This window comes from Paraburkholderia yinzeri (assembly GCF_046581065.1).
GTDB lineage: Bacteria > Pseudomonadota > Gammaproteobacteria > Burkholderiales > Burkholderiaceae > Paraburkholderia.
Map to the genome: position 1 here is coordinate 1,664,106 of NZ_JBFOCJ010000002.1, position 23,175 is coordinate 1,687,280.

Consider the following 23,175-nt stretch of genomic DNA (forward strand, 5'->3'; position numbering starts at 1 on the left):
GCGTCTACGTTCGATAACCCCAGGCAAGGAACTCATCATGAACGAATCCCAGACCGCCTCCCAGGCCACCTCGCCACGCAAGGTTGCGCTCGTCACGGGCGCGGGCAGCGGCATCGGGCGCGCCTGCGCGCGCAAGCTGCTCGCGAACGGCTTTACCGTGGTGCTGGCGGGGCGGCGCGCCGAACCGCTGCGCGCACTCGCCGACGAAGCCGCGGCAGCCGGCCAGACGGTGCTCGCGGTGCCCTGCGACGTGACCGATGCCGCGGCCGTCGATGCCCTCTTCGCGACCATCCGCGCGCAGTATGGCCGCCTCGATCTGCTGTTCAACAACGCGGGGCGCAACGTGCCGCCGGTCGACATCGACGAAATCGAGGTGGCCGACTGGCGCGCCGTGGTCGATACGAACCTGACCGGCGTGTTCCTCTGCACGCGCGGCGCGTTCGGGCTCATGAAGCGGCAGACGCCGCGCGGCGGCCGCATCATCAACAACGGATCGATTTCGGCGCATGCGCCGCGGCCTTACAGCATCGCCTACACGGCGACGAAGCACGCCATCACGGGGCTCACGAAGTCGGTCTCGCTCGACGGGCGCCGCTACGACATTGCGTGCGGACAGATCGACATCGGCAATGCGGCCACCGAAATGGCCGAGCGCATGGCGCGCGGCGTGCCGCAGGCGAACGGCGAGATCGCCGTCGAACCCCTCATGGATGTCGAACGGGTGGCCGACGCGGTGCTGCAGATGGCGCAGTTGCCGCTCGAAGCGAATATCCAGTTCATGACGATCATGGCCACGAAGATGCCGTTCGTCGGGCGCGGCTAGGCGGCGCGACACTCTGCGGCGAGGGCGCGCAAGGTTACGCGAGGTTACGTATACTGGACGCCGATCCGCCACGACGCCCGCGCTCATGCCCAAGCCCCCGCGTCCCGACGACGACCCGCGCCCCGAACCGCCCGAGCGTCCCGACAACGACGCCTGCTGCCACAGCGGCTGCGACCCTTGCATCTTCGACCTCTACGACGAGGCGCTAGACCGCTGGCGCGCCGAGCTGGCCGCATGGGAGGCGCGCGAGACCGCCCGCCGCGCGGCGGGGCGCAAACGCAAGCCCAAAGTTCCAGCCAGGCCGTCATGACCGAATCCGTTTCGCCCGAATTCATCCCGCTCAAGGCTCCCGCACTCGACCTTGCCGCGCTTGACGCACTGCAGGCTTACGTCGAGCGCCATCCGCGCCTGTTCGTGCTGACCGGCGCGGGCATCAGCACCGACTCCGGCATCCCCGGCTATCGCGACGAAAACGGTGCGTGGAAGCGCTCGCCGCCCATTACGCTGCAGGAGTTCCTCGGCTCGGAAGCGTGGCGCCGCCGCTACTGGGCGCGCAGCCTGCTCGGCTGGCCGACCGTGGGGCTCGCGCAGCCCAACGGCGCGCACCGCGCGCTCGCGCGGCTCGAAACCGCCGGCTACGTGGGCGCGCTCGTCACGCAGAACGTGGACGGGCTGCACCAGCGCGCCGGCAGCCGCGACGTCGTCGAGCTGCACGGCAGCATCGGTCACGTGCACTGTCTTGACTGCGGCGCCCACTACACGCGCGCGTCGATTCAGCCGCTGCTCGAAGCGAACAACCCCGAGGTGGCGGCCTCGATCGCCCAGCCCGCCGCCGATGGCGATGCCCATCTCGACTTCGATGGCAACCTGCCGTTCGTGGTGCCGGCATGCGCCGCCTGCGGCGGCATGCTCAAGCCCTCGGTGGTGTTCTTCGGCGAAAACGTGCCGCGCGAGCGCGTGGCGCAGGCCTCGGCGGCGCTCGACGAGGCGGATGCCGTGCTCGTCGTCGGTTCGTCGTTGATGGTGTTTTCGGGCTACCGTTTCTGCGCATGGGCGCAGCAGCGCGGCAAGCCGGTCGCGGCCGTGAACCTCGGGCGTACGCGCGCCGACCCGCTCCTCGCGCTCAAGGTCGAGGCCCCGTGCGCCGCGGCGCTCGACGCGCTCGTCGAACGCCTCGGCATCGACCTGCAATGAAATTCCCGACCACGATGAACGATTCGCAAACCGACCCGCGCGAACCACGCGACTCGCGCCTGAGCGCCCCCGCCGCCGAACGCAACGCCGCGCCGATCCTCGACGTGTTGCGGGGTGTGCTGCCCGCGCGCGGCACGGTGCTGGAAATCGCAAGCGGCACCGGCACGCACGCGGCGTATTTCGCCGCCGCGCTGCCGCATCTCCTCTGGCAGCCGAGCGACGCCGACCCGCGTGCCCGCGCGTCGATCGCGGGCTGGCGCGCGCAGACGGACCTTCGGAATCTGTTGATGCCGCTCGACCTCGACGTGACGCGCGAGCCCTGGCCGATCGACGCGGCAAACGCGATCGTCTGCATCAACATGATCCACATCGCGCCCTGGGAAACGGCGCTTGCACTTATGCAAGGTGCCGGTACGCGGCTTGCTACGAGCGGCGTGCTGGTGACCTACGGCCCATACCGGCGCGGCGGCGCGCATACTGCGCCGAGCAACGAGGCATTCGACGCCGACCTGCGCGCGCGCAATCCCGCCTGGGGCGTGCGCGACATGGAAGCCGTGGAAACGCTGGCCGAAGCGGCGGGCCTTGTCTACGAGGCGCGCGTGCCGATGCCGGCGAACAATTTCAGCCTCGTGTTCCGAAAGCGCTGAATCCGGGCGCCGCGTGCAGGCATTCGCGCATCGCACGGGCGTTTCCCTTATGCTTGCACGATTGACGCCCCGGGCGTCTCCGTCATTCTGAAGTGGAGTGGAGAAACAACATGAGCAAACAGCCAATCGGCGTGGTAGGGCTTGCCGTGATGGGCAGCAATCTGGCGCTCAACATCGAGAGCCGGGGCCATGCGGTGTCGGTGTTCAACCGCAGCCGCGAGAGAACCGACGAGCTGATCGCCGAGTACCCCGACCGCAAGCTCGTGCCGAGCTATACGCTGGAAGAATTCGTCGCGTCGCTGGAAAAGCCGCGCCGCATCCTGCTGATGGTGAAGGCCGGCGAGCCCACCGACGCCACCATCGCCGCGCTCAAACCGCTGCTGGACCAGGGCGACATCCTGATCGACGGCGGCAACACGCATTTCACCGACACGATCCGCCGTAACCAGGAACTCGCGAAGGCGGGCCTGCACTTCATCGGCACAGGCGTTTCGGGCGGCGAGGAAGGCGCGCTGAAAGGCCCCTCGATCATGCCCGGCGGCCCGCGCGACGCTTACGATCTGGTTGCGCCGATCCTCACCGAAATCGCGGCCAAGGCGCCGGACGGCGCGCCCTGCGTCGCGTATATGGGGCCTGACGGCGCGGGCCACTACGTGAAGATGGTGCACAACGGCATCGAGTACGGCGACATGCAACTGATCGCCGAAAGCTACGCGGTGCTCAAGCAGGTGCTGGGCCTTTCGAACGAGGAACTCGGCAAGGTCTATACCGAATGGAATCAGGGCGAGCTCGACAGCTATCTCATCGAGATCACCTCGAAGATCTTCGGCAAGAAAGACGAGGAGACGGGCAAGGATCTCGTGGACGTGATCCTCGACCGCGCCGCGCAAAAGGGCACCGGCAAGTGGACGAGCCAGAACGCGCTCGACATTGGCGTGCCGCTGCCGCTCATCACCGAGTCGGTGTTCGCGCGCGTGCTCTCTTCGCTGAAGACGCAGCGCGTGGCGGCGAGCAAGGTGCTCTCGGGGCCGGCTCACAAGCCGTTCACGGGCGACCGCACGGCCTTTATCGAAGCGGTGCGCCGCGCGCTCTACCTGAGCAAGGTGATCTCGTACGCGCAGGGCTTCGCGCAACTGCGCGCCGCCTCCGACGAGTACAAGTGGGATCTGCAGTACGGCACCATCGCGAAAATCTTCCGCGCGGGCTGCATCATCCGCGCGCGCTTCCTGCAGAAGATCATGGACGCCTACGCCAACGATCCGCAACTGGCGAACCTTCTGCTCGACCCGTACTTCCGCGACGTCGCGGCGAACTACCAGGCAGCGCTGCGCGATGTGGTGATCCAGGCCGTGGCGGCCGGCGTGCCGGTGCCGGCGTTCTCGTCGGCGGTCGCCTACTTCGACGGCTATCGCTCGGAGCGTCTGCCGGCGAATCTCGTGCAGGCGCAGCGCGACTTCTTCGGCGCGCATACGTTCGAGCGCATCGACAAGCCCGGCAGCTTCCACGCCGACTGGGCCTGACGGCAGCGGAGCGCGCCACCGGCGGCGCGCGGCCAAAAACCGCACTGTCGTTGCGGTCTTTGTAGGAATCGAAAGGTGAGTCCTCAGGACTCACCTTTTTTATTACCGAAATCGCAACGGTGTTTTCCAGATTAAGGGTTTTCCCTATATCGGGTTTACTCCTACACTGTCATCACTCGCTGACGAACAAGGTGTTCGAAGCGAAAGAAAACAGACGGAGGTCCGATCATGAAGAAGCTTCTTCCCGCAGTTGTTGTTGCTGCCATGCTTGCCGCCCCGGCGATTTCGTTCGCCCAGTCGAGCCAGCAAGGCCTGACCCGCGCCGAGGTTCGCGCGCAGCTCGTCGAACTCGAGCAAGCCGGCTACAAGCCGCAAAGCGACCGGGTGAACTACCCGCAAGACCTGCAAGCCGCAGAGGCTCGCGTCAGCGCGGAAAAGCTCGCCAACGGCAATACCAGCGGCTATGGCGCACCTGCCGCCGGCACCTCCGAGTCGGGCGCTCCGGCGCAACCGGCCCGCGTCACCCCGTAACGGTCAGCGCGCTTCGGCTGCCGGATAGCCCGGCTGGCCGGGGCGGCAGTACCGCCTGGAATTTGCAGGAGTAGTCGCCAGTTGTAGAAGTGGCAATGCCCCGCAGTGAAGTTCTCGCAGTAGCGCCAGCCGTAGAAGTTGCAGTCTCAGGCAGTTGATGTGGCAGTAGCAGTGGCTGTAGTGGTTGCAGTGCAGAAGTGAGCAGAGAGAGCTTGCAGTATGCAGTAGAGAAGTGGCAGTACGAGCAGGACAGAGGTAGCTGTACCCGCAGTACGCAGTCGAGCGCGGCCCGGTCCAGAACCGGCCCGCGCTTTTTCTTTGCCTCGATCATCGGCCTCCGGCCCTCTTTGTGCGGGCCGTCGCGGCGCTTTCAGCGTCCCGGCAGATGCGGCACGCCTTCGTTGCTCGTCACGCTGAGCTGGTGGATCGTGCGGTGCGTCTTGTTCAGTTGCGCCTGGGCAGCAATACGCTGGGCCTCCAGTTGCGCCACCTCCTTGCGGACCTGATGCTGGCGGCTCGTCACGCGATGCTCCTGCTCCGTGTGCCGCTGCAGGTCCGTGCGCAGACGCTCCGCCTGCGCTTCCGATTCCTCGATTTGCCGCACCAGTTGCTCGTTCTGGGCGATCAGCCAGGCGCGGCGCGTTTCGCCGTCCGCGAGCCGCGTGGCCTGCTCCTCCAGGAGATGAAACGCCGCCCCGGCGGCATCGACGTCGGCGGCCTTCAGCGCACGCCAGAGCAAACCGTCCTGATGCAGCGCCACGTAATAGCTCAGCGTGCGCGCGTGGAAAAGCAGGCTTACCGTGTAGTCGAAGCTGCGGAACACGCGGAATGTCGCGAGCTCGTTCGCGGCGGCGAGCGCCGCGAATGTCGCGCCGTCGGCGATCTGCACGGGGCGGCCGTTCAACTGCGACGGCACGACGGGCACCGCGCGCAGTGTCGGCACCGGGCGCACGGCGCTGCCGCCTTCGGCTTCGAGTGCTTCGGACTGCGTTTCTTCGGCCACGGTTTCGGCCGACGCCAGATGCGCTTTGTGCGATACGGCGACGAGATGCGACGGGCCGCCCGAGAGCACGGCGTTACGGCGGTTCAGGAAAGTTTTCACGGCGTTTCCCCCAGAATGACACGCCCTCTTGCCGGCGGCCGGTCATACGCCTCACAACGAGGCGAGCCGCCGGGGCAGGCGTGCTGTCAAAACGGGGCAGGCGGGGGGAGGGCAACCGCAGGCTGCCGTCCGCCGTCCGCTCCGGGCTGGCCTCAATGCAACAGGCGCCGCCGGTGTGCGATGTCGTCGAAGAGCGCACGGCCGGGCTCCAGCGCGAAAAGCCAGGTTTCGTCATAGCCGCTGAGCGTATCGAGCGCGTCACGCAGGCGCTCCAGCACCACGGCCGGAATTTCGACGGTTGCCTCGACGCCGCCCGACAGGCGCGCGACGCTGGCGTGCTGGACCAGTTCGTCGGCGGCCTCGGCCACGTCGGCTGCAAAAACCAGATGGTTGTTCAACAATTCGACGAGGCCAGGCGAAGCCGCGACGTCTTCGACACTGAGTTGCACGGAAAGGAAAGTGGCTTTGTTCATCCTCGGATTCCTCACGGACGTGGCACCGCAGCGAGAGACCTGGCATTGTTTTTCTGGAGCAGCACGACGCAGTATAGGCGAGCGCCGCAACAAGTGAGAGCCGGCCGCTTCGAGGGGGCGCCTGACGGGTCGACAAACGGCGGGCGGCAAACGGCGGGCGATATAATGGGGGCCGTTCGCGAGGAACCAGCGAGGATCAGCAAGATGAATCGATACCGGCGAAACCCGGGCGTGGCGGCGGCGTTGGCTGCCCTGACGCTCCTGATGAGCGCCTGCACGATCACCCCTTGGTCGGGCGAGCCGGCGGCGCCTGCCGCGACCTCGAACGGCGGCGTACCCGCCGGCTATTACCGCGTCAATCCCGGCGATACGCTGGGACGCATCGCCAATGCCTTCGGCCAGCGGCCGCAGGATATCGCCAGCTGGAACCAGTTGCCGCCCAGCGCTTCCGTCGTGCCCGGCCAGGTGCTGCGCGTGGCGCCGCCGTCCGCCTACGCGCCCTCGCCCGTGCCGCCGCAGCAGTCGTCGGCAGTGCCAGGCGCGCCAGCGGCGGCGGGCGTCGCGATGCCCGCGCCGGTCAACGCTTCCCTCGCGCTCAACTGGCCCGCGCGCGGGCCGATCGTGCAGCGTTTCGTTCCCGGCCAGTCCACCGGCATCCTGATCGGCGGATCGGTGGGCGAGCCCGTGAAGGCCGCTGCGGCGGGCCGCGTGGTCTACGCGGGCACGGGTATCGAGGCCTACGGGCCGCTCGTCATCATCAAGCACAACGATACGGTGGTGACCGCCTACGGCCACAACAGCAAGCTGCTCGTGAAGGAAGACGACGTCGTCGCGCAGGGCCAGCCCATCGCCGAAATGGGCCTCGACTCGCATGGCGTCGCGGGCGTCCAGTTCGAAGTGCGCAGCGGCGGCAAGCCGGTCGACCCGCTGCCGCTGCTGCCGCGCTAGGTCGGCTTGCCGCCGGCCGCCGCCACGCGAGCGCCCGATACAAGGAACCCGTAGCATGATCGATCTGCGTAGCGATACCGTCACCCGCCCGGGCCAGGGCATGCTCGCCGCCATGACGCAAGCCGAAACCGGCGACGACGTCTGGGGCGACGATCCCACCGTGCTGCGCCTGCAGGCGCGCGTTGCCGGGGAAGCGGGCAAGGAGGCGGGCCTCTTCTTTCCGAGCGGCACGCAGAGCAATCTCGCCGCGCTGATGGCCCACTGCGCCCGCGGAGACGAATACATCGTCGGCCAGGCGGCGCACACGTACAAATATGAAGGCGGCGGCGCGGCCGTGCTCGGCAGCATCCAGCCGCAGCCGCTCGACAATGCCGAGGACGGCACCATTGCGCTCGAGCGCATCGCCGCCGCGATCAAGCCGCTCGACGACCACTTCGCGCGCACGCGCCTGCTGGCATTGGAGAACACGATTGGCGGGAAGGTGCTGCCCGCGGCCTACGTGGCCGAGGCAACGCAGCTTGCCCGCTCGCGCGGGCTCTCCACGCACCTCGACGGCGCGCGCGTGTTCAATGCGGCCGTTGCGTCGGGCCAGCCATTGAACGTGTTGGCCGAGGGCTTCGATTCGGTTTCGATCTGCTTCTCGAAGGGGCTGGGTGCGCCGGTGGGTTCGGTGCTGGTGGGCAGCCGCGCGCTGATCGACACGGCGCACCGCTGGCGCAAGGTGCTGGGCGGCGGCATGCGCCAGTCCGGCGTGCTGGCGGCCGCTTGCCTTTATGCGCTCGACCACAACGTCGCGCGTCTCGCCGACGATCACGCGAACGCCGCCCGGCTTGCCGCGGGTCTCGCGCAGATCGGCGAGGTCAAGGTCATGTCGCAGGCCACGAACATGGTGTTCGTCCAGTTCCCGCAGGCACACTGCGCGCCGCTCGAAGCGTGGCTGAAGGAGCACGGCATTCTCACGCAGATGCTTTATGCGTCGCGCTTCGTCACGCATCTCGATGTAACGGCCGCCGATATCGACACCTTTGTCGACGCCGTGAAAGCGTACTTCGCGAGCCGCTAACCGGCGCGCGCGCCCGTTTCCCCATTCCGTCCTGATGCCTCAGGCGCCGCGCACCGCCCGGTGCGACGGCGCGAAGAGGCGTACGCCGCTGACCACGCTCGCGGCGCCCGCGAACACGGCGCCGAGCGTTAGCGCGAGGGTGGGCCCGTGGCGGCCCACGAGGCCGAAGCACAGCGCGACGAGCGCCGCCCCCGTGGTCTGCCCGATGAGCCGCGCGGTGGCGATGATGCCGCTCGCGCCGCCGCTGCGCTCGGGCGGGGCACTCGACATGATGGCGCGCAGATTGGGCGACTGGAAAAAGCCGAAGCCCGCGCCGCAGATCGCCATGCGCCAGACAATGGCTCCCACGCTGGGGTGTGGCGCCATCAGCGCGAGCGAGGCCATGCCTGCCGAAAGGATCGCGAGCCCGATCGCGCCGAGTAGCCCGGGCGGGTAGCGGTCGGACAGACGCCCGGCGATGGGCGCGGCGGCCGCCACGACGACCGACCAGGGCGTCATGAGAAAGCCGGTTTCCACCTGGCTGCGCATCAGCACGGTTTCGAAATAGAACGGCAGCGAGACGAACGCGAGACCCTGCGCCGCGAACGAGCAGATCGCCGTCAAGGCCGACAGCGTGAACACGGGCCGCTTGAAGAGATCGACGGGCAGCATCGGCGCCGGATGGCCCGCTTCGCGCCGGATCAGCAGCATGCCGAAGACGAGCGCGATCACGGCGGCAATGCCGATTACGCCGGCGCTCGCGCGCTGCGCCGATTCGCCGAGCGCGAAGATCAGCGCGGCGAACGCGACGACGTTCAGGACCGCCGCGACGGGATCGAAGGCGTGCTTTCCGTTGGCCGTGTGCGGCAGCGCGGGCAGGGCGAACGCGAGCGCGAGGACGCCAAGCGGCACGTTGACCGCGAAGAGCCACGGCCAGGTTCCCACCGAGAGAATCACCGAGGCGATGGTCGGCCCGATCGCGAACGAGACGCCCACCACGAGCGCGTTCATGCCGAGCCCGCGTCCGAGCCGGTGCGGCGGATAGAGGAAGCGGATCAACGCCGTGTTGACGCTCATGATCGCGCTCGCGCCGAGGCCCTGCAGCACGCGCGCGGCGGCGAGCGCACCGAGCGTGGGCGAAAGCGAGCAGGCGAGCGACGCCACCGTGAAGATCGCGAGCCCGCTCACGTAGACGCGTCGGTGCCCGATGATGTCGCCGAGCGCCGCGAGCGGCAGCAGCGTGGCGACCATGGCGAGCTGGTAGGCGTTGATGATCCACACCGAAGCCGCAGGCGCCGCGTGCAGGTCGGTGGCGATGGCGGGCAGGGCGGTATTGGCGATGGCGGTGTCGAGTGTGGCGAGCGCGACGGCCAGCATCACCGCGGCCATCGCGCGGCGATTCTTTGCGGATACGGGGGCGTCGGCGGACTGCGCCTCGCGGGTCGCGGACGTGGTTTCGGGCAAGGCGGTCTCGGGCGGAAGAAGGGAAAGGGCGGCGGCGCGCGCCGCGCCGAACCCGGTAATTGTTGCAGAGCACAGCGGATCGTGCAGGGCGCGCCTCATGGCGTGGGCTGACTGTAAGGCGAGCGGCGCGGCATCGGGCAATGCGGGGCGGCATGCCACTTGCGGCGGCGCGCCGTCCCGCATTGCCCGATGCCGCGCCGCCGCAAGCGCCGGGAAAATGTCCTACTCTGCAAATTTGATCTGTGCTCGTGGTCCGGCGGGACGCTGCAGCACACCCACTCCGGTCGACGGGAGGTATCGATGACAGCCATAGGTCTGGAATTCGACCAGTTGAAGAACAGCGCCGAGGCGCTGCGCCGTTCCATTTCCAACCGCCTCATGTACGGCGTCGGCAAGGACGCCGTCACGGCGCGCCCGCAGGACTGGCTGCATGCCGCGGCGCTGGCCGTGCGCGATCGGCTCGTCGAACGGTGGATGGTCACCACGCGCCGGCAGTACGACCAGGACGTCAAACGCGTCTATTACCTTTCGATGGAATTTCTGATCGGCCGCACGTTTTCCAACGCGCTGCTCGCGCTCGGCATTTACGACCAGATGAAAGAGGCGCTGGCCGACGTCGGCGTCGACATGGAGTCGGTGATCGACTTCGAACCGGACGCCGCGCTCGGCAACGGCGGCCTCGGCCGCCTCGCCGCGTGCTTTCTCGATTCGATGGCGACGCTCGGCATCCCGGGCTTCGGCTATGGCATCCGCTACGACTACGGCATGTTCCGGCAGCAGATCGTCGACGGCGAGCAGGTCGAGGCGCCCGATTACTGGCTGCACGCCGGCAATCCGTGGGAATTTCCGCGGCCCGAGGTGCAATATCACGTGCGCTTCGGCGGGCGCACGGTGCAGCGCAACGGCACGGTCGAATGGATCGACACGCAGCACGTCAACGCGATGGCCTACGACACCGTGATTCCCGGCTACGCCACGAGCGCGACCAACACGTTGCGCCTGTGGTCCGCGCGCGCGGACGAGGAGCTCGATCTTTCCGCCTTCAACCAGGGCGACTATCAGCGCGCGGTGGAAGCGCGCAACGAGTCGGAGAACGTCTCGCGCCTGCTCTATCCTGACGATTCGACCATGGCCGGCCGCGAACTGCGCCTGCGCCAGGAGTACTTTTTCGTCTCCGCGACGATGCAGGATCTGATCCGCCGCTACCTGCGCACGCACAGCACGTTCGGGCGCTTCTCCGACAAGGTGGCGGTGCACCTGAACGACACGCACCCGGTGCTCGCCGTCCCCGAACTGATCCGTTTGCTCGTGGACGTGCACGGCATGCCGTGGGACGAAGCGCTGCAGCATGTCGGCCGCGTGTTCTCGTACACGAATCACACGCTCATGCCGGAAGCGCTGGAAACCTGGGATGTCGAACTATTGGCGCGCCTCCTGCCGCGTCACCTCGAAATCATCTTCGATATCAACGCGGCCTTTCTGCGCGAGGCGAACGAACAGGGCGCGCACGATCTCGACATGATCCGCCGCATCTCGCTCGTGGACGAATATGGCCAGCGCCGCGTGCGCATGGCCTATCTCGCGATCGTGGCGAGCCACAAGGTCAACGGCGTTTCGAAGCTGCATTCGCAGCTCATGCAGCGCGATATCTTCTCCGACTTCGCGCGTCTTTTTCCCGACCGCTTCACGAACGTCACGAACGGCATTACGCCGCGCCGCTGGCTCGCGCAGGCGAACCCGCCGCTTGCGCGCCTGATCGACGAGAGCATCGGCACGCGCTGGCGCAGCGACCTGCTGGAACTACACGGCTTGCGCAAGCTGCGCGGCGACGCTTCGTTCGAAGCCGCGTTTCGCGCGGCCAAGCGCAGCAACAAGGTGCGGCTCGCGCAGCGCATTGCTCAGCGTCTCGGGGTGACGGTCGACCCGGACGCGCTCTTCGACATGCAGGTGAAGCGCATTCACGAATACAAGCGGCAACTGCTCAACGTGCTGCATGTGATCGTGCGCTACAACCGTATCGTCGAGAACCCGCAGCGCGACTGGGTGCCGCGCGTGGTGGTGTTCGCGGGTAAGGCCGCGTCGGCCTACCGCATGGCCAAGATGATCATCCGGCTCATCAACGACGTGGCCGCGAAGGTGAACCACGATCCGCGGGTAGGCGACCGGCTCAAGGTGGTGTTCGTGCCCAATTACGGCGTGAGCGTGGCCGAGGTGCTGATTCCGGCCGCGAATCTCTCCGAGCAGATCTCGACGGCGGGCACGGAGGCCTCGGGCACCGGCAACATGAAGCTCGCGCTCAACGGCGCATTGACGATGGGCACGCTGGACGGCGCGAACATCGAGATCGGCGAGGCCGTGGGACCGGAGCACATCTTCATCTTCGGCAACACGTCGGACGAGGTGGATGCGTTGCGCGCCTCGGGCTACCGGCCGCGCCAGATCTACGAGGAAAACGCCGAACTGCACACCGCGCTCGACCAGATCCGCACGGGCTTCTTCTCGCCGGGCGACCCGGCGCGCTTCACGGAGATTTTCCACACGCTCGTGGACTGGGGCGACCACTATCTCGTGCTCGCCGACTTCGCGGCCTTCGTGGCCGCGCAGGAAGCGGCCGACCGGCGTTTTCTCGACGTGCCGGGATGGACGGCGAGCTCGATCGAAAACGTGGCGGCGATGGGGCCGTTCTCGTCGGATCGGGCGATTGCCGAATACGCGCGCGATATCTGGCGCGTCAAACCGATCGATCCGAACTGACCGGGCTGCCGGGCTTCGTGTCAGGTCGGTGCGAAGCTCAATGCAGGCTCAATGCGCCGGGCTGCGAGCGGCCGCATCGGGTCGGCCCGCCATGGCGAAGCGCACGATCTGCTCGACGCGTTCGGCAAAACCGCGGTCGAGGCTCGTCAGCGCTTCGCGCCGTTCGCCGCCCATCACGACGATCAGCCGATGCGTGACATCCTGGGTGAACCACGCGATCAGCCCGACCACGAACAGCATCGCCCCGCAGATCAGCCCGCCCCCGGAACCGTGAAGGCCGCCCCACGCGCCGAGCGCGACGCCGGCTACCGAGAGCACGATCGGCACGATGCGGTTGCGGCGCCCGGTGATGACCTGCACGTCCTCGATGTCGCGCAAGGCGAAGACCTGGCCCGCGACGGAGAGCGCGGTGCGCGTGACCGATACGCCGGCTTCGTTGAAGGGGAGTTCCATCGATGAGAACGCTGCGAGGGGAAAGGGCGCAGCGTACCAGAAGCGCGCGCGTCGCGCGCGGCGGCGCGACGTCGCAAAGGAAAACGGGGCATCCCGCCGGATGCCTCGTGTCAATGACGCCGGCATCGCAGACCGGCGCCGGGCCGTTGCCGGCCGCTTCGTTTTTAGAACTTGACGCGCATGCCCACGTGCACCGCGAGCTGGTCCTGCGAGCCCGAGCCCGACGGCTGGAAGATGCTCGAGTTCGAGTCGCCGATCTGCGCCTGCACCGGCGCGCCCTTGTACGAGCCCGACGCGTCCTGGTAAGCGACGGCCAGATAGACGTCCGTGCGCTTGCTGAGCAGGTAGTCGACGGCCGCGTCGATCTGGTTCCAGTGCGCGCCGAAGAGACCCGAGGCACGCGAGTACGTATAGCCGAGCTGGCCCGAGAGCGCCGGCGTGAACGCGTACCTGGCGCCGGCTTCGTAGGCGTTGTAGAGGTACGACGAGGAGGCGATCTGCGAGAGCAGCGTGTTCGTCCACAGGGCCCACACGGTGGCCGGGCCGAGCGTGTAGCGGCCGCCCACGCCGAACGTGCGCAGGTCCTGCAGCGCGCCGCCGATGCCGGAGATGGTCGTCGTGAAGGCGGGCGAGGCCGCGCCGGGGTACGTGATGTTCGTATAGGCGGCGCCGAGGCCGAACGGGCCGTAGGCGTAGTTCGCGCCGAAGCTGTACGTGCGCGACGAAGCCTCCGCGGACGTGGTCGGCGCGCCGGCGAACGAGGTCGTGTTCGAGAAGCCGTACAAGCCGCCGAAGGTCAGGCCCGAGAAGTTCACGCTCGAGAACTTGACCGAGTTGTTGATGCGGCTCGACGTCAACTGGTCGATATCGTTGAAGTGGTAGGCCCAGTTGCCCACGGCCGTGTTGCCGCCGTTCGAGTAGTAGCCGCCGAGATAGTCGGTGCTGAACGAGTATTGACGGCCGAACGTGAGCGAGCCGATCGTGTTTTGCGTCAGGCCGACGTAGGCCTGGCGGCCGAACAGCGTACCACCCTGGCCGGCTGCGCCGGTGCCGCTGCTGAAGCCGTTTTCGAGCACGAAGATCGCCTGCAGGCCGCCGCCCAGGTCTTCCGTGCCGCGCAGGCCCCAGCGGCTGCCCTGCGCGACCCCGTCGCCGTAGCCCCAGTAGCTGCTGCTTCCGCCCGTAGCGTTCTTGATGTGGCTGTTGTAGCTGATACCCGCGTCGATCAGGCCGTACAGCGTGACACTGCTTTGTGCCTGTGCTGCGCCCGCGACCGAGGCAAGAACGGCGGTGGTCAATATTTTCTTCAAAGCATTCTCCGGATTGAGGAAAGATTCGAATGCCCCGTTTCTGCTGGACAGGGTCATGCGACGCGCTGAAATTTAAACACCAATCGCGAAAGGGATGTGACAGTATTTTCATATTACTGATATGTATTATTTATGTTGCATAAATAAGACATCGCCTGCAAAGCCTTTTGTGGCATGGGTTCCGGCGATTTATGGGGTGCCGGGAGGGGCCGTCAGAAAGCCTCTTTTGCAGCTTTCAAGCTTTCAATATGAAAATTTGTTCATTAGATGTTTAGATTTCGCCCGGCCGGGGTCGATGCGGAGTGCGAAGCAATGGGGAGGGGCGCCGGAGTGGCGCGAAGCCGGCCCATGCCACGGCATGAGCCGGCTGGAAGGACGGGTTACAGCGACAGGAGCGAACCGCTGCGGATCGGCCGGTCTCCCGCGATGCGGGCCACTTCCATGCCCGCCGTCGCGAAGCGCGCGCTATGTCGCGCGTACATCACGCCGCTCACGGTGCTGCACAGCGTGAGCACTTCGTCGGTGAGCGGGTTGACGATGTCGGCCACGGGCGCGCCGGCCTCGATCCAGGCGCCGGTATCGGCGCGAAACACGATCACGCCGCTGGCGGGCGCGACGACAGGCTCGGTGCCGGCGAGCGGCGTGGCGGGAAACGCCAGCGCCGGCAGCGGCGCCGGGGTGCCCGCGATCACGCCGCGACGGATCAGGTAGTCGACGATACCCTGCGCGTCGCGCTCGGCGAATTCGTGCGAGACGTCGCGCTGGCTGCGCAGCTCCACCGTCACCGAGATCGCGCTGTGCGGAATCGGGAAGCGCTTGCCGAAGCGCTCGCGCAACTCGGTCCAGCAAAAGCTGTGAATCTCGTCGAACGGACTGCCGATCGAGTTCAGCGCGAGCAGCGACGCCTTCGCGTCGAGATAGCGCGCGAGCGGCTCGACGTCGGTCCACAGCTCGGGGTTCGTGTAGAGGTGCAGCGCCGCTTCCCAGTCGCAGTGCAGGTCGAGCACGATGTCGGCATCGTACGAGAGGCGCTGCAGCGCGAGGCGCTGCGAATCGAGCTCGTTTCGCGGCTTCTGCGCGGCGAGCGCCTCGCCCATGGCGGCGCGGATGGCCTGGCGGTTGGCGTCGGCGTCGGGGCCGAGGCGTTCCTCGATGGTGGGCAGTACGAGCGCCGTCAGGTCGTAGAAGTTGCGATTGAAGTTCTGCGCCGTGTTCGATTCGAAGCGCCCGATGAGATGGCCGAGCCACTGCTGGTTCAGGCCGATCGGATTGGCCACCGGCACCACGACGATCTCGCCGCGGAGGCGGCCCGCTGCTTCGAGCCCGGCGAGCTTGCGCCGCAGCGCCCAGGCGGCAAGCATGCCCGGCAGTTCGTCGGCGTGCAGCGAGGCCTGTACGTACACCTTCTGGCCGCCGCCCGTGCCGTAGTGAAAGCTCGTGATCTGCCGCGCGGTGCCGAGGGCGGGCGCTATCAACGGATGGTTCTGGGTACGCATGTTGGAGACGCGCGCTGCGGCAGGCCGCGGCACACGTGAGTAGTGGGTTCGTGAAAGGGAAGCCCGCAGCCGGGCTGCAAGAAGCGATCTTAGCGGATTCGATCTGGCGCCGTAACTTCGGTGGAAACGCGCCGAGGCGTGCGGCGCGCGCAGATTGCGCAGATGAAGCAGACAAAGCAGGGGCGAAAAAAAACCCGAACCGCAGTCCGGGTTTTTCTCTCACCTCGGGGAACACGCCGCGAGGCTTGGAGCGCGCGTCGATCAGCCGCCGTACACGTCGAAGTCGAAATACTTCGCTTCGATCTTCTTGTACGTGCCGTCCTTGATCATGTCGGCGATGGCCTTGTCGATCTTCGTCTTCAGGTCGGCGTCTTCCTTGCGCAGGCCGATGGCGGCCGCGCCCGTCGGGATTTCCTTGCCCGCGAACTGGAAGCCCGCGCCGCGCGGGGTCTTCAGGAAGCCGAGGTCGGCCTGCACTTCGTCTTGCAGCGCGGCGTCCAGACGGCCCGAGAGCAGGTCGGCATAGACCTGGTCCTGGTTCTGGTAAGGCACCACGTTCACGCCCTTGGGCGCCCAGTTTTCCTTCGCGTAGGTTTCCTGGATCGTGCCTTGCTCCACGCCCACCGACTTGCCCTTGAGCGAATCGGCCGTCGGCAGGAGGTTCGTGCCCTTCTTCGCGACGAGGCGCGTCGGCGTGTTGAACAGCTTCGCCGAGAACGCGATCTGCTCTTCGCGCTGCGGGGTGATCGTCATTGACGAAAGCACGCCGTCGAACTTCTTCGCCTTCAGGGCCGGGATCATGCCGTCGAAGTCCTGCTCGACCCACACGCACTTGGCGTTCAGGCGCTTGCAGATTTCGTTGCCGAGGTCGATGTCGAAGCCGACGAGCTTGCCATCCGGTGCTTTGGATTCGAACGGCGCGTAGCTGGCATCGACGCCGAAGCGGACGGTCGTCCAGTCTTTCGCGTGGGCGGCGCCGGCCGATACGGCCAGCAGGGCAACCGACAGGGCGGCAAGCAGTTTTTTCACTATGGTGTACTCCTCGGATGGTTCATGGAGCGCCGCGTGCGGTCATGCCGCCGCGGCGCATTGTCCGGCGCGTTGTGCATCCCGGACTTTCTTTGGGCTTGCCGGCGCGAGAGCCGGCGGCGCGGGCAGAAGCTTACCCGGTCAAAATTGCTGCGTCGCTAGTGTAATACCGGATAGCGCAAGAATGCTCGCTGAAAGGAACGTTCGATTTCCGGCGGCGATGGGCGCAAAGCCTTGCCGGGCAAGGCGCTGGTGGATAGCGGTGCGACCTGCGCGAATGGTCTGCAGAAAGCGGATGCGATGCCTGGTTGCAACAGTCGGCGGCAGGCGGCCCCGCCGTCCTCCGTCGCCCGGCTCAAACCACCCGCCTGCCCGCGAGATAGGTGGCGCGCGGCACCGGCAATGCATCGAGCATTGTCACGCGCACGAAGTCCGCGCGCAGGCCCGGCGTGATGGCGCCGCGGTCCGTCAGCCCGGCGCGGCGAGCCGGCTCCCACGAAACGGTCGCCATGGCGCGCGGCAACTGCCAGCCGGCCTGGGTGACGAGGTCGAATGCCGCCGTGAGGAGGCTCGACGGCACGTAGTCGGACGAGAGGATGTCGAGCAGGTTCGCCTGCGCGAGCTCCAGCGCCGAGACATTGCCCGAATGCGAGCCGCCGCGCACGAGGTTCGGCGCGCCCATGATGGTCGAAATGCCGCGCTCTTTCGCCGCCTCGGCCGCGATGCGCGTGGTCGGGAATTCGGCCAGCACGATGCCTTCCGCGGCCGCCTGCTCGACGTGCTCGACCAGCGTGTCGTCGTGGCTCGCGAGCGGAAGGTTGCGCGCCCGGCAGCGCTCGACGATCTGGCGGCGATGCGCGTCGGCGAAGCGCTGCTGCTCGTCGGCCAGCTCGGCCTGCATCGTCGCGGCTTCTTCGTCGGTCCACTTGCCGTAACGCTCCTGGAAGCGGCGCCACTGCTCGCGGTCGTGCCACTGGCGCTGACCCGGCGTGTGGTCCATCACGGAGGCGAGGCGCAAGAGCGGGTGCGCGCTCAGCGTGTCGAAGAGTTCGATCACGTCCTGGGTCGCGATTTCGCAGCGCAGATGCAGAAAGTGCTCGGCGCGCAGCAGGCCGCGCTCCGAGAAGCGCGAGAGTGCGCCCGCGCAGGCGAGCTGCACCTCGCGGCCGCGCACGCCCACCGAAAGGCGCGTGCCGATGGCGAGCGCGTCGAATACGGTCGTGATGCCGGCCGCCGCGATCTGCGCGTCGTGAATCACGAACGCGGCGTCGGTATTCCAATGCACGCCGGGGCGCGGTGCGAGGTGCTTCTCGAGGTTGTCGGTGTGCAGTTCGACGAGGCCGGGCAGCAGATAGTCGCCCATCCAGTCCTCGGCCTCGGGGGCGGACGTCGTGCCGCGCGACAGCTCGCGGATCCGGCCGTCCTCCACGCGCAACGTGCCGGTGAAAACCTCGTCTCGCGTCACGATGCGAGCGTTCTTGATCAACATCGTCTGGCTCCGTAATCAGAACAGATAGAGCGGTTTCAGGCGGCTTCGTTCAATGCCGTCTGCACGCGCGGTGCGGCGAGCGCGAGACGGCGCGTGGTGACGCGCTCGCGCGTGTCTTCGTCGTGGAAGACGCCCACGATCGCCGCGCCGTGCTCGCGCGCCTCGACGATCAGGCTCGACACCACCTCGCGATTTTCCGCATCGAGCGAGGCCGTGGGCTCGTCCAGCAGCAGCACGCGATGCCCGGCGATCAGACCGCGCGCGATGTTCACGCGCTGCTGCTCGCCGCCCGAAAACGTTGCGGGGGCGAGCGACCAGAGCCGCCGCGGCACGTTCAGGCGCGCGAGCAGCGCTTCGGCGCGCGCGTGCGCCTCGTTTTGCGCCACGCCGCGCGCCACGAGCGGCGCCGCGACGAGGTCGCGCGTGGCGACGCGCGGAATCACGCGCAGGAACTGGCTTACGTAACCCACCACGTTGCGGCGCAGGCGCAGCACGTCGTGTGGCGCCGCGCCCGTGATTTCGAGGTGCTGCGAGGGCGCATCGTCGTCGCGAATGGCGATCGAGCCGCCGCTCGCGAGGTAATTGCCGTAGAGGCAGCGCAGCAGCGTGCTCTTGCCCGCGCCGGACGGCCCGACGAGCACGACGCATTCGCCGCGCTCCACATCGATCGAGACACCCGCGAGCGCCTCGATGCCGATGCCGCCCTGGCCGTGCAGCGTGAACGTTTTGCGCACGTCTTGCGCGCGCAGCATCAGCGCGGGGCGTTCGACGAAGGGGCTTTCGTGCGCATTTTCGTGCGGGGATGAGGCGGTACGCATCATGTCGATCATCCTAGACCGGCAGCACGGAGGCCACCAGCGTCTGCGTGTAGGGATGCTGAGGATCGTCGAGCACCTGGTCGGTCAAGCCCGCCTCGACCACCGTGCCGCCCTGCATCACCATGAGGCGGTGCGCGAGCAGGCGGGCCACGCCGATATCGTGCGTGACGATCAGCACCGAGAGATGCAGTGTCGTCGTGAGCGTGCGCAGCAGATCGAGCAGGCGTGCCTGGACGGAGACGTCGAGACCCGCCGTGGGCTCGTCCATGAAGACGAGGCGTGGGCCCGTGACGAGATTGCGCGCGATCTGCAAACGCTGCTGCATGCCGCCCGAGAACGCGGAGGGCAGCTCGTCGATGCGCGCGGCGTCGAGCTCCACGCGCTCCATCCATTGCTGGGCGGTGTGGCGGATCTGGCCATAGTGGCGCGCGCCGACGGCCATGAGCGGCTCGCCGATGTTCGCGCCCGCCGAAACGCCGGCGCGCAGTCCGTCGCGAGGGTTCTGCTGCACGAAGCCCCATTCGGTGCGCATGATGCGGCGCCGGTGCGGCTCGGGAAGCGTGCGCAGGTCGAGCGTTTCGCCCTCCGTGCTCACGTAGCGCAGCTCGCCGGCATCGGCCCCGGTGCGCAGCCCGAGCGTGTTGAGCAGCGTGGTCTTGCCCGAGCCCGATTCGCCGACGATGCACAGCACCTCGCCGGGATAGAGGTCGAAGCTCACGTCGCGGCAGCCGTTGCGGCCGCCGTATTGCTTCGTGAGACGGCGGGCGCTCAGCAGGGGCGTCATGCCGGTTCTCCGTCTGGTTCTCCGTTTTCTTCGCGGCGCTCGTGACAGTAATCGCTGTCCGAGCAGACGAACATGCGCGTGCCCGCGTCGTCCACGATCATTTCGTCGAGGAAGCTTTCGCGCGAGCCGCAGAGGGCGCACGCCTGCTCCCAGCGCTGGACCTCGAACGGATGGTCGTCGAAGTCGAGGCTCCTGACCGGCGTCCAGGGCGGAATCGCGTAGATGCGGCGCTCGCGTCCGGCGCCGAACAACTGCAGCGCGGCGTTCATGTTGAGCTTCGGGTTGTCGAACTTGGGGATCGGCGAAGGCGCGGTGAGATAGCGGCCGTTGACCGTCACCGGATAGTCGTAGGTCGTCGCGATGCTGCCGTGCTGCACGATGTCCTCGTAGAGCTTCACGCTGACGAGGCCGTAGTCGGCGAGCGCGTGCAGCTTCCGGCATTCGGCCACGCGAGGCTCCAGCCGGAACAGCGGCTCGGGCATCGGCACCTGATAGACGAGGATCTGGCCTTCCGCGAGCGGCGTTTCGGGAATGCGGTGGCGCGTCTGGATGATCGTCGCCTCGCGCGTGCGGCGCGTGGTCTTCACGCCGGTCGTGCGCGCGAAGAAGCGGCGGATGTTCACGGCGTTCGTGGTGTCGTCCGAGCCCTGGTCGATCACCTTGAGCGTGTCGTTCGCCCCGATGATCGCCGCGCTAACCTGGATGCCGCCCGTGCCCCAGCCATAGGGCAGCGGCATCTCGCGCGAGGCGAACGGCACCTGATAGCCGGGCACCGCCACGGCCTTGAGCAGCGCGCGGCGGATCATGCGCTTGGTCTGCTCGTCGAGGTAGGCGAAGTTGTAGCCTTCGGCGGCCTGCGTCTCGTGCGAGGCGATCGGCGCGGCCAGGGTGGCGGGCGCGCTCATGCGGCCTCCTCGTTCGTCGGGTCCGGCTGTCCGTGCTGTTCGTGTTGCGCGCGCAGGCGGCGCACGAGTTCGAGTTCGGCCTGGAAATCGACGTAGTGCGGCAGCTTCAGGTGCTGCACGAAGCCGGAGGCTTCGACGTTGTCGCTGTGCGAGAGCATGAACTCGATGTCCTGGGTGGGCGAGGCGAGCGTTTCGCCCAGTTCCTCGGCACGCAGCGCGCGGTCCACGAGCGCCATCGCCATCGCCTTGCGCTCGGCGTGGCCGAAGGCGAGGCCGTAGCCTTGCGTGAAGGTGGGCGGTACCGCCTTGCTGCCCGCGAACTGGTTGATCATCTGGCATTCCGTCAACTCGATCTCGCCGATCTCGACGGCTTCGCCCAGCTCGTCCAGTCTCATTTCTACGGAGACCGAACCAAAGCGGATCTCGCCCGCGAACGGATGCGAGTGCGCGTAGCCGCGCTGCGTCGCATAGCCCATCGCCAGCAGGAAGCCTTCGTCGCCGCGCGCGAGATTCTGCAGGCGCACGGCGCGGTCGGCCGGAAACGACAGCGGTTCGCGCGAAAGATCGCCGGGTTCAAGCGCGCCGGGCGCGGGCGCTTCCTGTTCGATCAGGCCTTCCTTGTCGAGCAGCGCGACGACGCGCGGCATCGGCTCCGGCGGGATGCTGTCAGGCGATGCGGCTGCGTTCGACTCCGGGCTTTGCGCGCCTGCGCCCACGTCGCCGCCTTCGGCCAGCAGCGCGAAATCGAGCAGGCGCTGCGTGTAGTCGTAGGTCGCGCCAAGCACCTGGCCGCCCGGTACGTCCTTGAAGGTGGCCGAGATGCGGCGCGCCACGTCCATCCGCTCCGTTTCTACGGGCTCCGTATAGCCGAAGCGCGGCAGGGTCGTGCGGTAGGCGCGCAGCAGAAAAATGGCTTCGACGAGATCGCCGGCGGCCTGTTTGATGGCGAGTGCGGCGAGCTCTTCGTCGTACACCGAACCTTCGGCCATCACGCGCGCGACGGCAAGGCGCAACTGCTCGCGAATCTGCGCGACGCTCAGTTCGGGCACGCGCGTGTCGCCGCGGCGCGCCTCGTCGAGCAGGCGCCACGACGCTTCGATCGCGCGCTCGCCTCCTTTGACGGCGACATACATCAGTTCATCTCCACGCGGGTGGTGCGCGGCAGGCCGACCAACTGGTCGCCGCAGACGAGATAGAAGTCGATGCCGCACGGAAAGAGCGGGCCCAGTGCGGCACGCTCCTGCCAGAAGCGCTCGGGCAGGCCGGCAGGCGCGATCGTGTGAGCATTTTCGATGCCCGGGCCGCGCAGCGTGACGGGCGCGCCGCCCGCGAGCGAGGCGACGCGCACGAATACGGTGGCCGACAGCTCGGGCGATTCGGGCGTGCCGATGGCGAATGAGGCAAGCGGCGGCAGCGCCGCGGCGTCGTGCACGTAGACGAATGCGGCTTCGCCCGGCGCGGCGGCGAGCGGAGCGTCCGCATGAAAGCGCAGGGCGGCGCTGAGCGCGGCGTCAGGCTGCGCGAGCCAAACGGGCGTGGCGTAGTCGGCGAGCGCAAGCAGCGAGGCGAACGCCGCAAGGCCGGCGCGTTCGCCGCCATTCGTGGCGTCGGCGGCGGGCAACACCGCTTCGATCACGCCGACGCGGCCCGGACGCGCGAGCGCGTCGAGCAGCGTGCGGAACACCGCCTGGGTGTCGTGGACGGGATCGGCAAAGCCGGGAGCGAGCGCATCGAGCGCGAGGTGTGCGGCCTGTGCGGCTTGCGGGTCAAGGGCGGTTTGATGTTCGTCGATCATGCGTCACCTCGAACCATGGTGAAAAACTCGACCTTCGTGCTGGCGGTAGCGGCGCGGCGCGCGGCACGTCGTGCCTCTGCGCGCGCGGCGAGCGGCGCGATCAGTTGCGCGTGCAACGAGGCATGGCGCTCGGGCTGCTGCAGGAGCGCGTCGGCCAGCGCGGCCAGTTCGGCGCGGCGCTTGTCGCGTCCCAGGTGACAGGCCACGCCCACCGTGCCGCTGCCAGCGCCGTCCGCACCGCGCAGGCGCAGCGTGGCGCGTGTCACGGTGGCTTCGCCGAGATTGAAGGCATTGCCGGTGCCGCCGATGCGGCCACGCACCATCGCGAGGCCCGTCTGCGGCGGGCGCAGCCAGTCGAAGGCAGGCGCGGCGGCGCCTTCCAGCGCGGCCGCGAGCGCCGCTTCGAGATCGGCGCGCGGCGTGCGGGCGAGCACCGCCATCCATGCGCGCCGCGATGCGGCCGGGGGCGAGACGGAGGTAGCGTTCATCTGCGGTTCCTGTGTCATGAACGGGAGTGTCCTGCGAACGTCGCTGAAGTTCGTTATTGGACCATCTATTCATCTAAACGTCTAGACGTCTGGTCGTGCAGTCGTCTATA

At 67.6% G+C, this 23,175-nt stretch carries 23 protein-coding genes; 9 read left to right on the plus strand and 14 right to left on the minus strand.

Annotated elements, in window-relative coordinates:
* Positions 1 to 37: 37 nt before the first annotated feature.
* From WJ542_RS24570 to WJ542_RS24595, 6 genes are all read left to right on the plus strand, one after another.
* Positions 38 to 823: an SDR family oxidoreductase gene (locus WJ542_RS24570; protein ID WP_411192074.1), complete on the plus strand. Its 786-nt coding sequence runs from the start codon at positions 38 to 40 to the stop codon at positions 821 to 823.
* 85 nt (positions 824 to 908) lie between these two features.
* A complete protein-coding gene (locus WJ542_RS24575; protein ID WP_411192075.1) occupies positions 909 to 1,133 on the plus strand; it encodes an oxidoreductase-like domain-containing protein in 225 nt (74 codons plus the stop codon).
* Positions 1,130 to 2,017 carry an NAD-dependent protein deacetylase gene (locus WJ542_RS24580; protein ID WP_411192076.1) on the plus strand — a complete coding sequence of 296 codons (888 nt, stop codon included), beginning with the start codon at positions 1,130 to 1,132 and terminating at the stop codon, positions 2,015 to 2,017. The genes WJ542_RS24575 and WJ542_RS24580 overlap by 4 nt, the downstream gene beginning before the upstream one ends.
* Entirely contained in the window at positions 2,014 to 2,664 is a 651-nt protein-coding gene (locus WJ542_RS24585) for a DUF938 domain-containing protein (RefSeq protein WP_411192077.1), read from the plus strand. Before WJ542_RS24580 ends, WJ542_RS24585 begins: the two co-directional genes overlap by 4 nt.
* Before the next feature lie 110 nt (positions 2,665 to 2,774).
* Complete coding sequence (gene gndA / locus WJ542_RS24590) at positions 2,775 to 4,184, plus strand: NADP-dependent phosphogluconate dehydrogenase (protein WP_027795017.1); 1,410 nt, start codon at positions 2,775 to 2,777, stop codon at positions 4,182 to 4,184.
* A gap of 228 nt (positions 4,185 to 4,412) precedes the next feature.
* Positions 4,413 to 4,715: a DUF4148 domain-containing protein gene (locus tag WJ542_RS24595; protein WP_411192078.1), complete on the plus strand. Its 303-nt coding sequence runs from the start codon at positions 4,413 to 4,415 to the stop codon at positions 4,713 to 4,715.
* Positions 4,716 to 5,085: 370 nt separating this feature from the next.
* On the opposite strand, the gene WJ542_RS24600 is transcribed toward WJ542_RS24595, so the two are convergent.
* A complete protein-coding gene (locus WJ542_RS24600; protein ID WP_411192079.1) occupies positions 5,086 to 5,817 on the minus strand; it encodes a DUF2968 domain-containing protein in 732 nt (243 codons plus the stop codon).
* A gap of 152 nt (positions 5,818 to 5,969) precedes the next feature.
* Positions 5,970 to 6,290, minus strand: a complete 321-nt coding sequence (locus tag WJ542_RS24605) for a hypothetical protein (protein ID WP_411192080.1) — start codon at positions 6,288 to 6,290, stop codon at positions 5,970 to 5,972.
* A 204-nt stretch (positions 6,291 to 6,494) separates the two neighbouring features.
* Here WJ542_RS24605 and WJ542_RS24610 point away from each other — a divergent pair, with 204 nt between their 5' ends.
* Together WJ542_RS24610 and ltaE are read left to right on the plus strand one after the other, a co-directional pair.
* A complete protein-coding gene (locus WJ542_RS24610; protein WP_411192081.1) occupies positions 6,495 to 7,238 on the plus strand; it encodes a peptidoglycan DD-metalloendopeptidase family protein in 744 nt (247 codons plus the stop codon).
* A gap of 55 nt (positions 7,239 to 7,293) precedes the next feature.
* Entirely contained in the window at positions 7,294 to 8,301 is a 1,008-nt protein-coding gene (gene ltaE, locus WJ542_RS24615; RefSeq protein WP_411192082.1) for a low-specificity L-threonine aldolase, read from the plus strand.
* Between the two features lie 39 nt (positions 8,302 to 8,340).
* On the opposite strand, the gene WJ542_RS24620 is transcribed toward ltaE, so the two are convergent.
* Positions 8,341 to 9,843, minus strand: a complete 1,503-nt coding sequence (locus WJ542_RS24620) for an MFS transporter (protein WP_411192083.1) — start codon at positions 9,841 to 9,843, stop codon at positions 8,341 to 8,343.
* Between the two features lie 201 nt (positions 9,844 to 10,044).
* Between WJ542_RS24620 and WJ542_RS24625 the strand changes: the two genes are divergently transcribed.
* The gene (locus tag WJ542_RS24625; RefSeq protein ID WP_411192084.1) at positions 10,045 to 12,498 is read left to right on the plus strand and encodes a glycogen/starch/alpha-glucan phosphorylase; all 2,454 of its coding nucleotides are present in this window, start codon (positions 10,045 to 10,047) and stop codon (positions 12,496 to 12,498) included.
* Positions 12,499 to 12,546: 48 nt separating this feature from the next.
* On the opposite strand, the gene WJ542_RS24630 is transcribed toward WJ542_RS24625, so the two are convergent.
* The 11 genes from WJ542_RS24630 to phnG all read right to left on the minus strand — a co-directional run bounded on the left by WJ542_RS24630 (position 12,547) and on the right by phnG (position 23,065).
* Positions 12,547 to 12,951, minus strand: coding sequence for a DUF6232 family protein (locus WJ542_RS24630; protein WP_411192085.1), 405 nt, complete (start codon positions 12,949 to 12,951; stop codon positions 12,547 to 12,549).
* 164 nt (positions 12,952 to 13,115) lie between these two features.
* Positions 13,116 to 14,318 carry a porin gene (locus tag WJ542_RS24635; RefSeq protein WP_411192086.1) on the minus strand — a complete coding sequence of 401 codons (1,203 nt, stop codon included), beginning with the start codon at positions 14,316 to 14,318 and terminating at the stop codon, positions 13,116 to 13,118.
* A 323-nt stretch (positions 14,319 to 14,641) separates the two neighbouring features.
* On the minus strand, positions 14,642 to 15,757 hold the full coding sequence (locus tag WJ542_RS24640) for a succinylglutamate desuccinylase/aspartoacylase family protein (RefSeq protein WP_411192087.1): 1,116 nt from the start codon (positions 15,755 to 15,757) through the stop codon (positions 14,642 to 14,644).
* 261 nt (positions 15,758 to 16,018) lie between these two features.
* The gene (locus WJ542_RS24645; protein ID WP_411192088.1) at positions 16,019 to 16,786 is read right to left on the minus strand and encodes an ABC transporter substrate-binding protein; all 768 of its coding nucleotides are present in this window, start codon (positions 16,784 to 16,786) and stop codon (positions 16,019 to 16,021) included.
* Between the two features lie 355 nt (positions 16,787 to 17,141).
* Entirely contained in the window at positions 17,142 to 18,275 is a 1,134-nt protein-coding gene (locus WJ542_RS24650) for an alpha-D-ribose 1-methylphosphonate 5-triphosphate diphosphatase (protein WP_411192089.1), read from the minus strand.
* 35 nt (positions 18,276 to 18,310) lie between these two features.
* Entirely contained in the window at positions 18,311 to 19,096 is a 786-nt protein-coding gene (gene phnL, locus WJ542_RS24655) for a phosphonate C-P lyase system protein PhnL (RefSeq protein WP_411192090.1), read from the minus strand.
* A 10-nt stretch (positions 19,097 to 19,106) separates the two neighbouring features.
* The gene (gene phnK / locus WJ542_RS24660) at positions 19,107 to 19,877 is read right to left on the minus strand and encodes a phosphonate C-P lyase system protein PhnK (RefSeq protein WP_411192091.1); all 771 of its coding nucleotides are present in this window, start codon (positions 19,875 to 19,877) and stop codon (positions 19,107 to 19,109) included.
* A complete protein-coding gene (locus tag WJ542_RS24665) occupies positions 19,874 to 20,782 on the minus strand; it encodes an alpha-D-ribose 1-methylphosphonate 5-phosphate C-P-lyase PhnJ (protein WP_411192092.1) in 909 nt (302 codons plus the stop codon). The genes phnK and WJ542_RS24665 overlap by 4 nt, the downstream gene beginning before the upstream one ends.
* Positions 20,779 to 21,915: a carbon-phosphorus lyase complex subunit gene (locus WJ542_RS24670; RefSeq protein WP_411192093.1), complete on the minus strand. Its 1,137-nt coding sequence runs from the start codon at positions 21,913 to 21,915 to the stop codon at positions 20,779 to 20,781. Before WJ542_RS24670 ends, WJ542_RS24665 begins: the two co-directional genes overlap by 4 nt.
* A complete protein-coding gene (phnH, locus tag WJ542_RS24675; RefSeq protein ID WP_411192094.1) occupies positions 21,915 to 22,577 on the minus strand; it encodes a phosphonate C-P lyase system protein PhnH in 663 nt (220 codons plus the stop codon). Before phnH ends, WJ542_RS24670 begins: the two co-directional genes overlap by 1 nt.
* Entirely contained in the window at positions 22,574 to 23,065 is a 492-nt protein-coding gene (phnG, locus tag WJ542_RS24680) for a phosphonate C-P lyase system protein PhnG (RefSeq protein WP_411192095.1), read from the minus strand. The genes phnH and phnG overlap by 4 nt, the downstream gene beginning before the upstream one ends.
* Positions 23,066 to 23,175 lie beyond the last annotated feature (110 nt).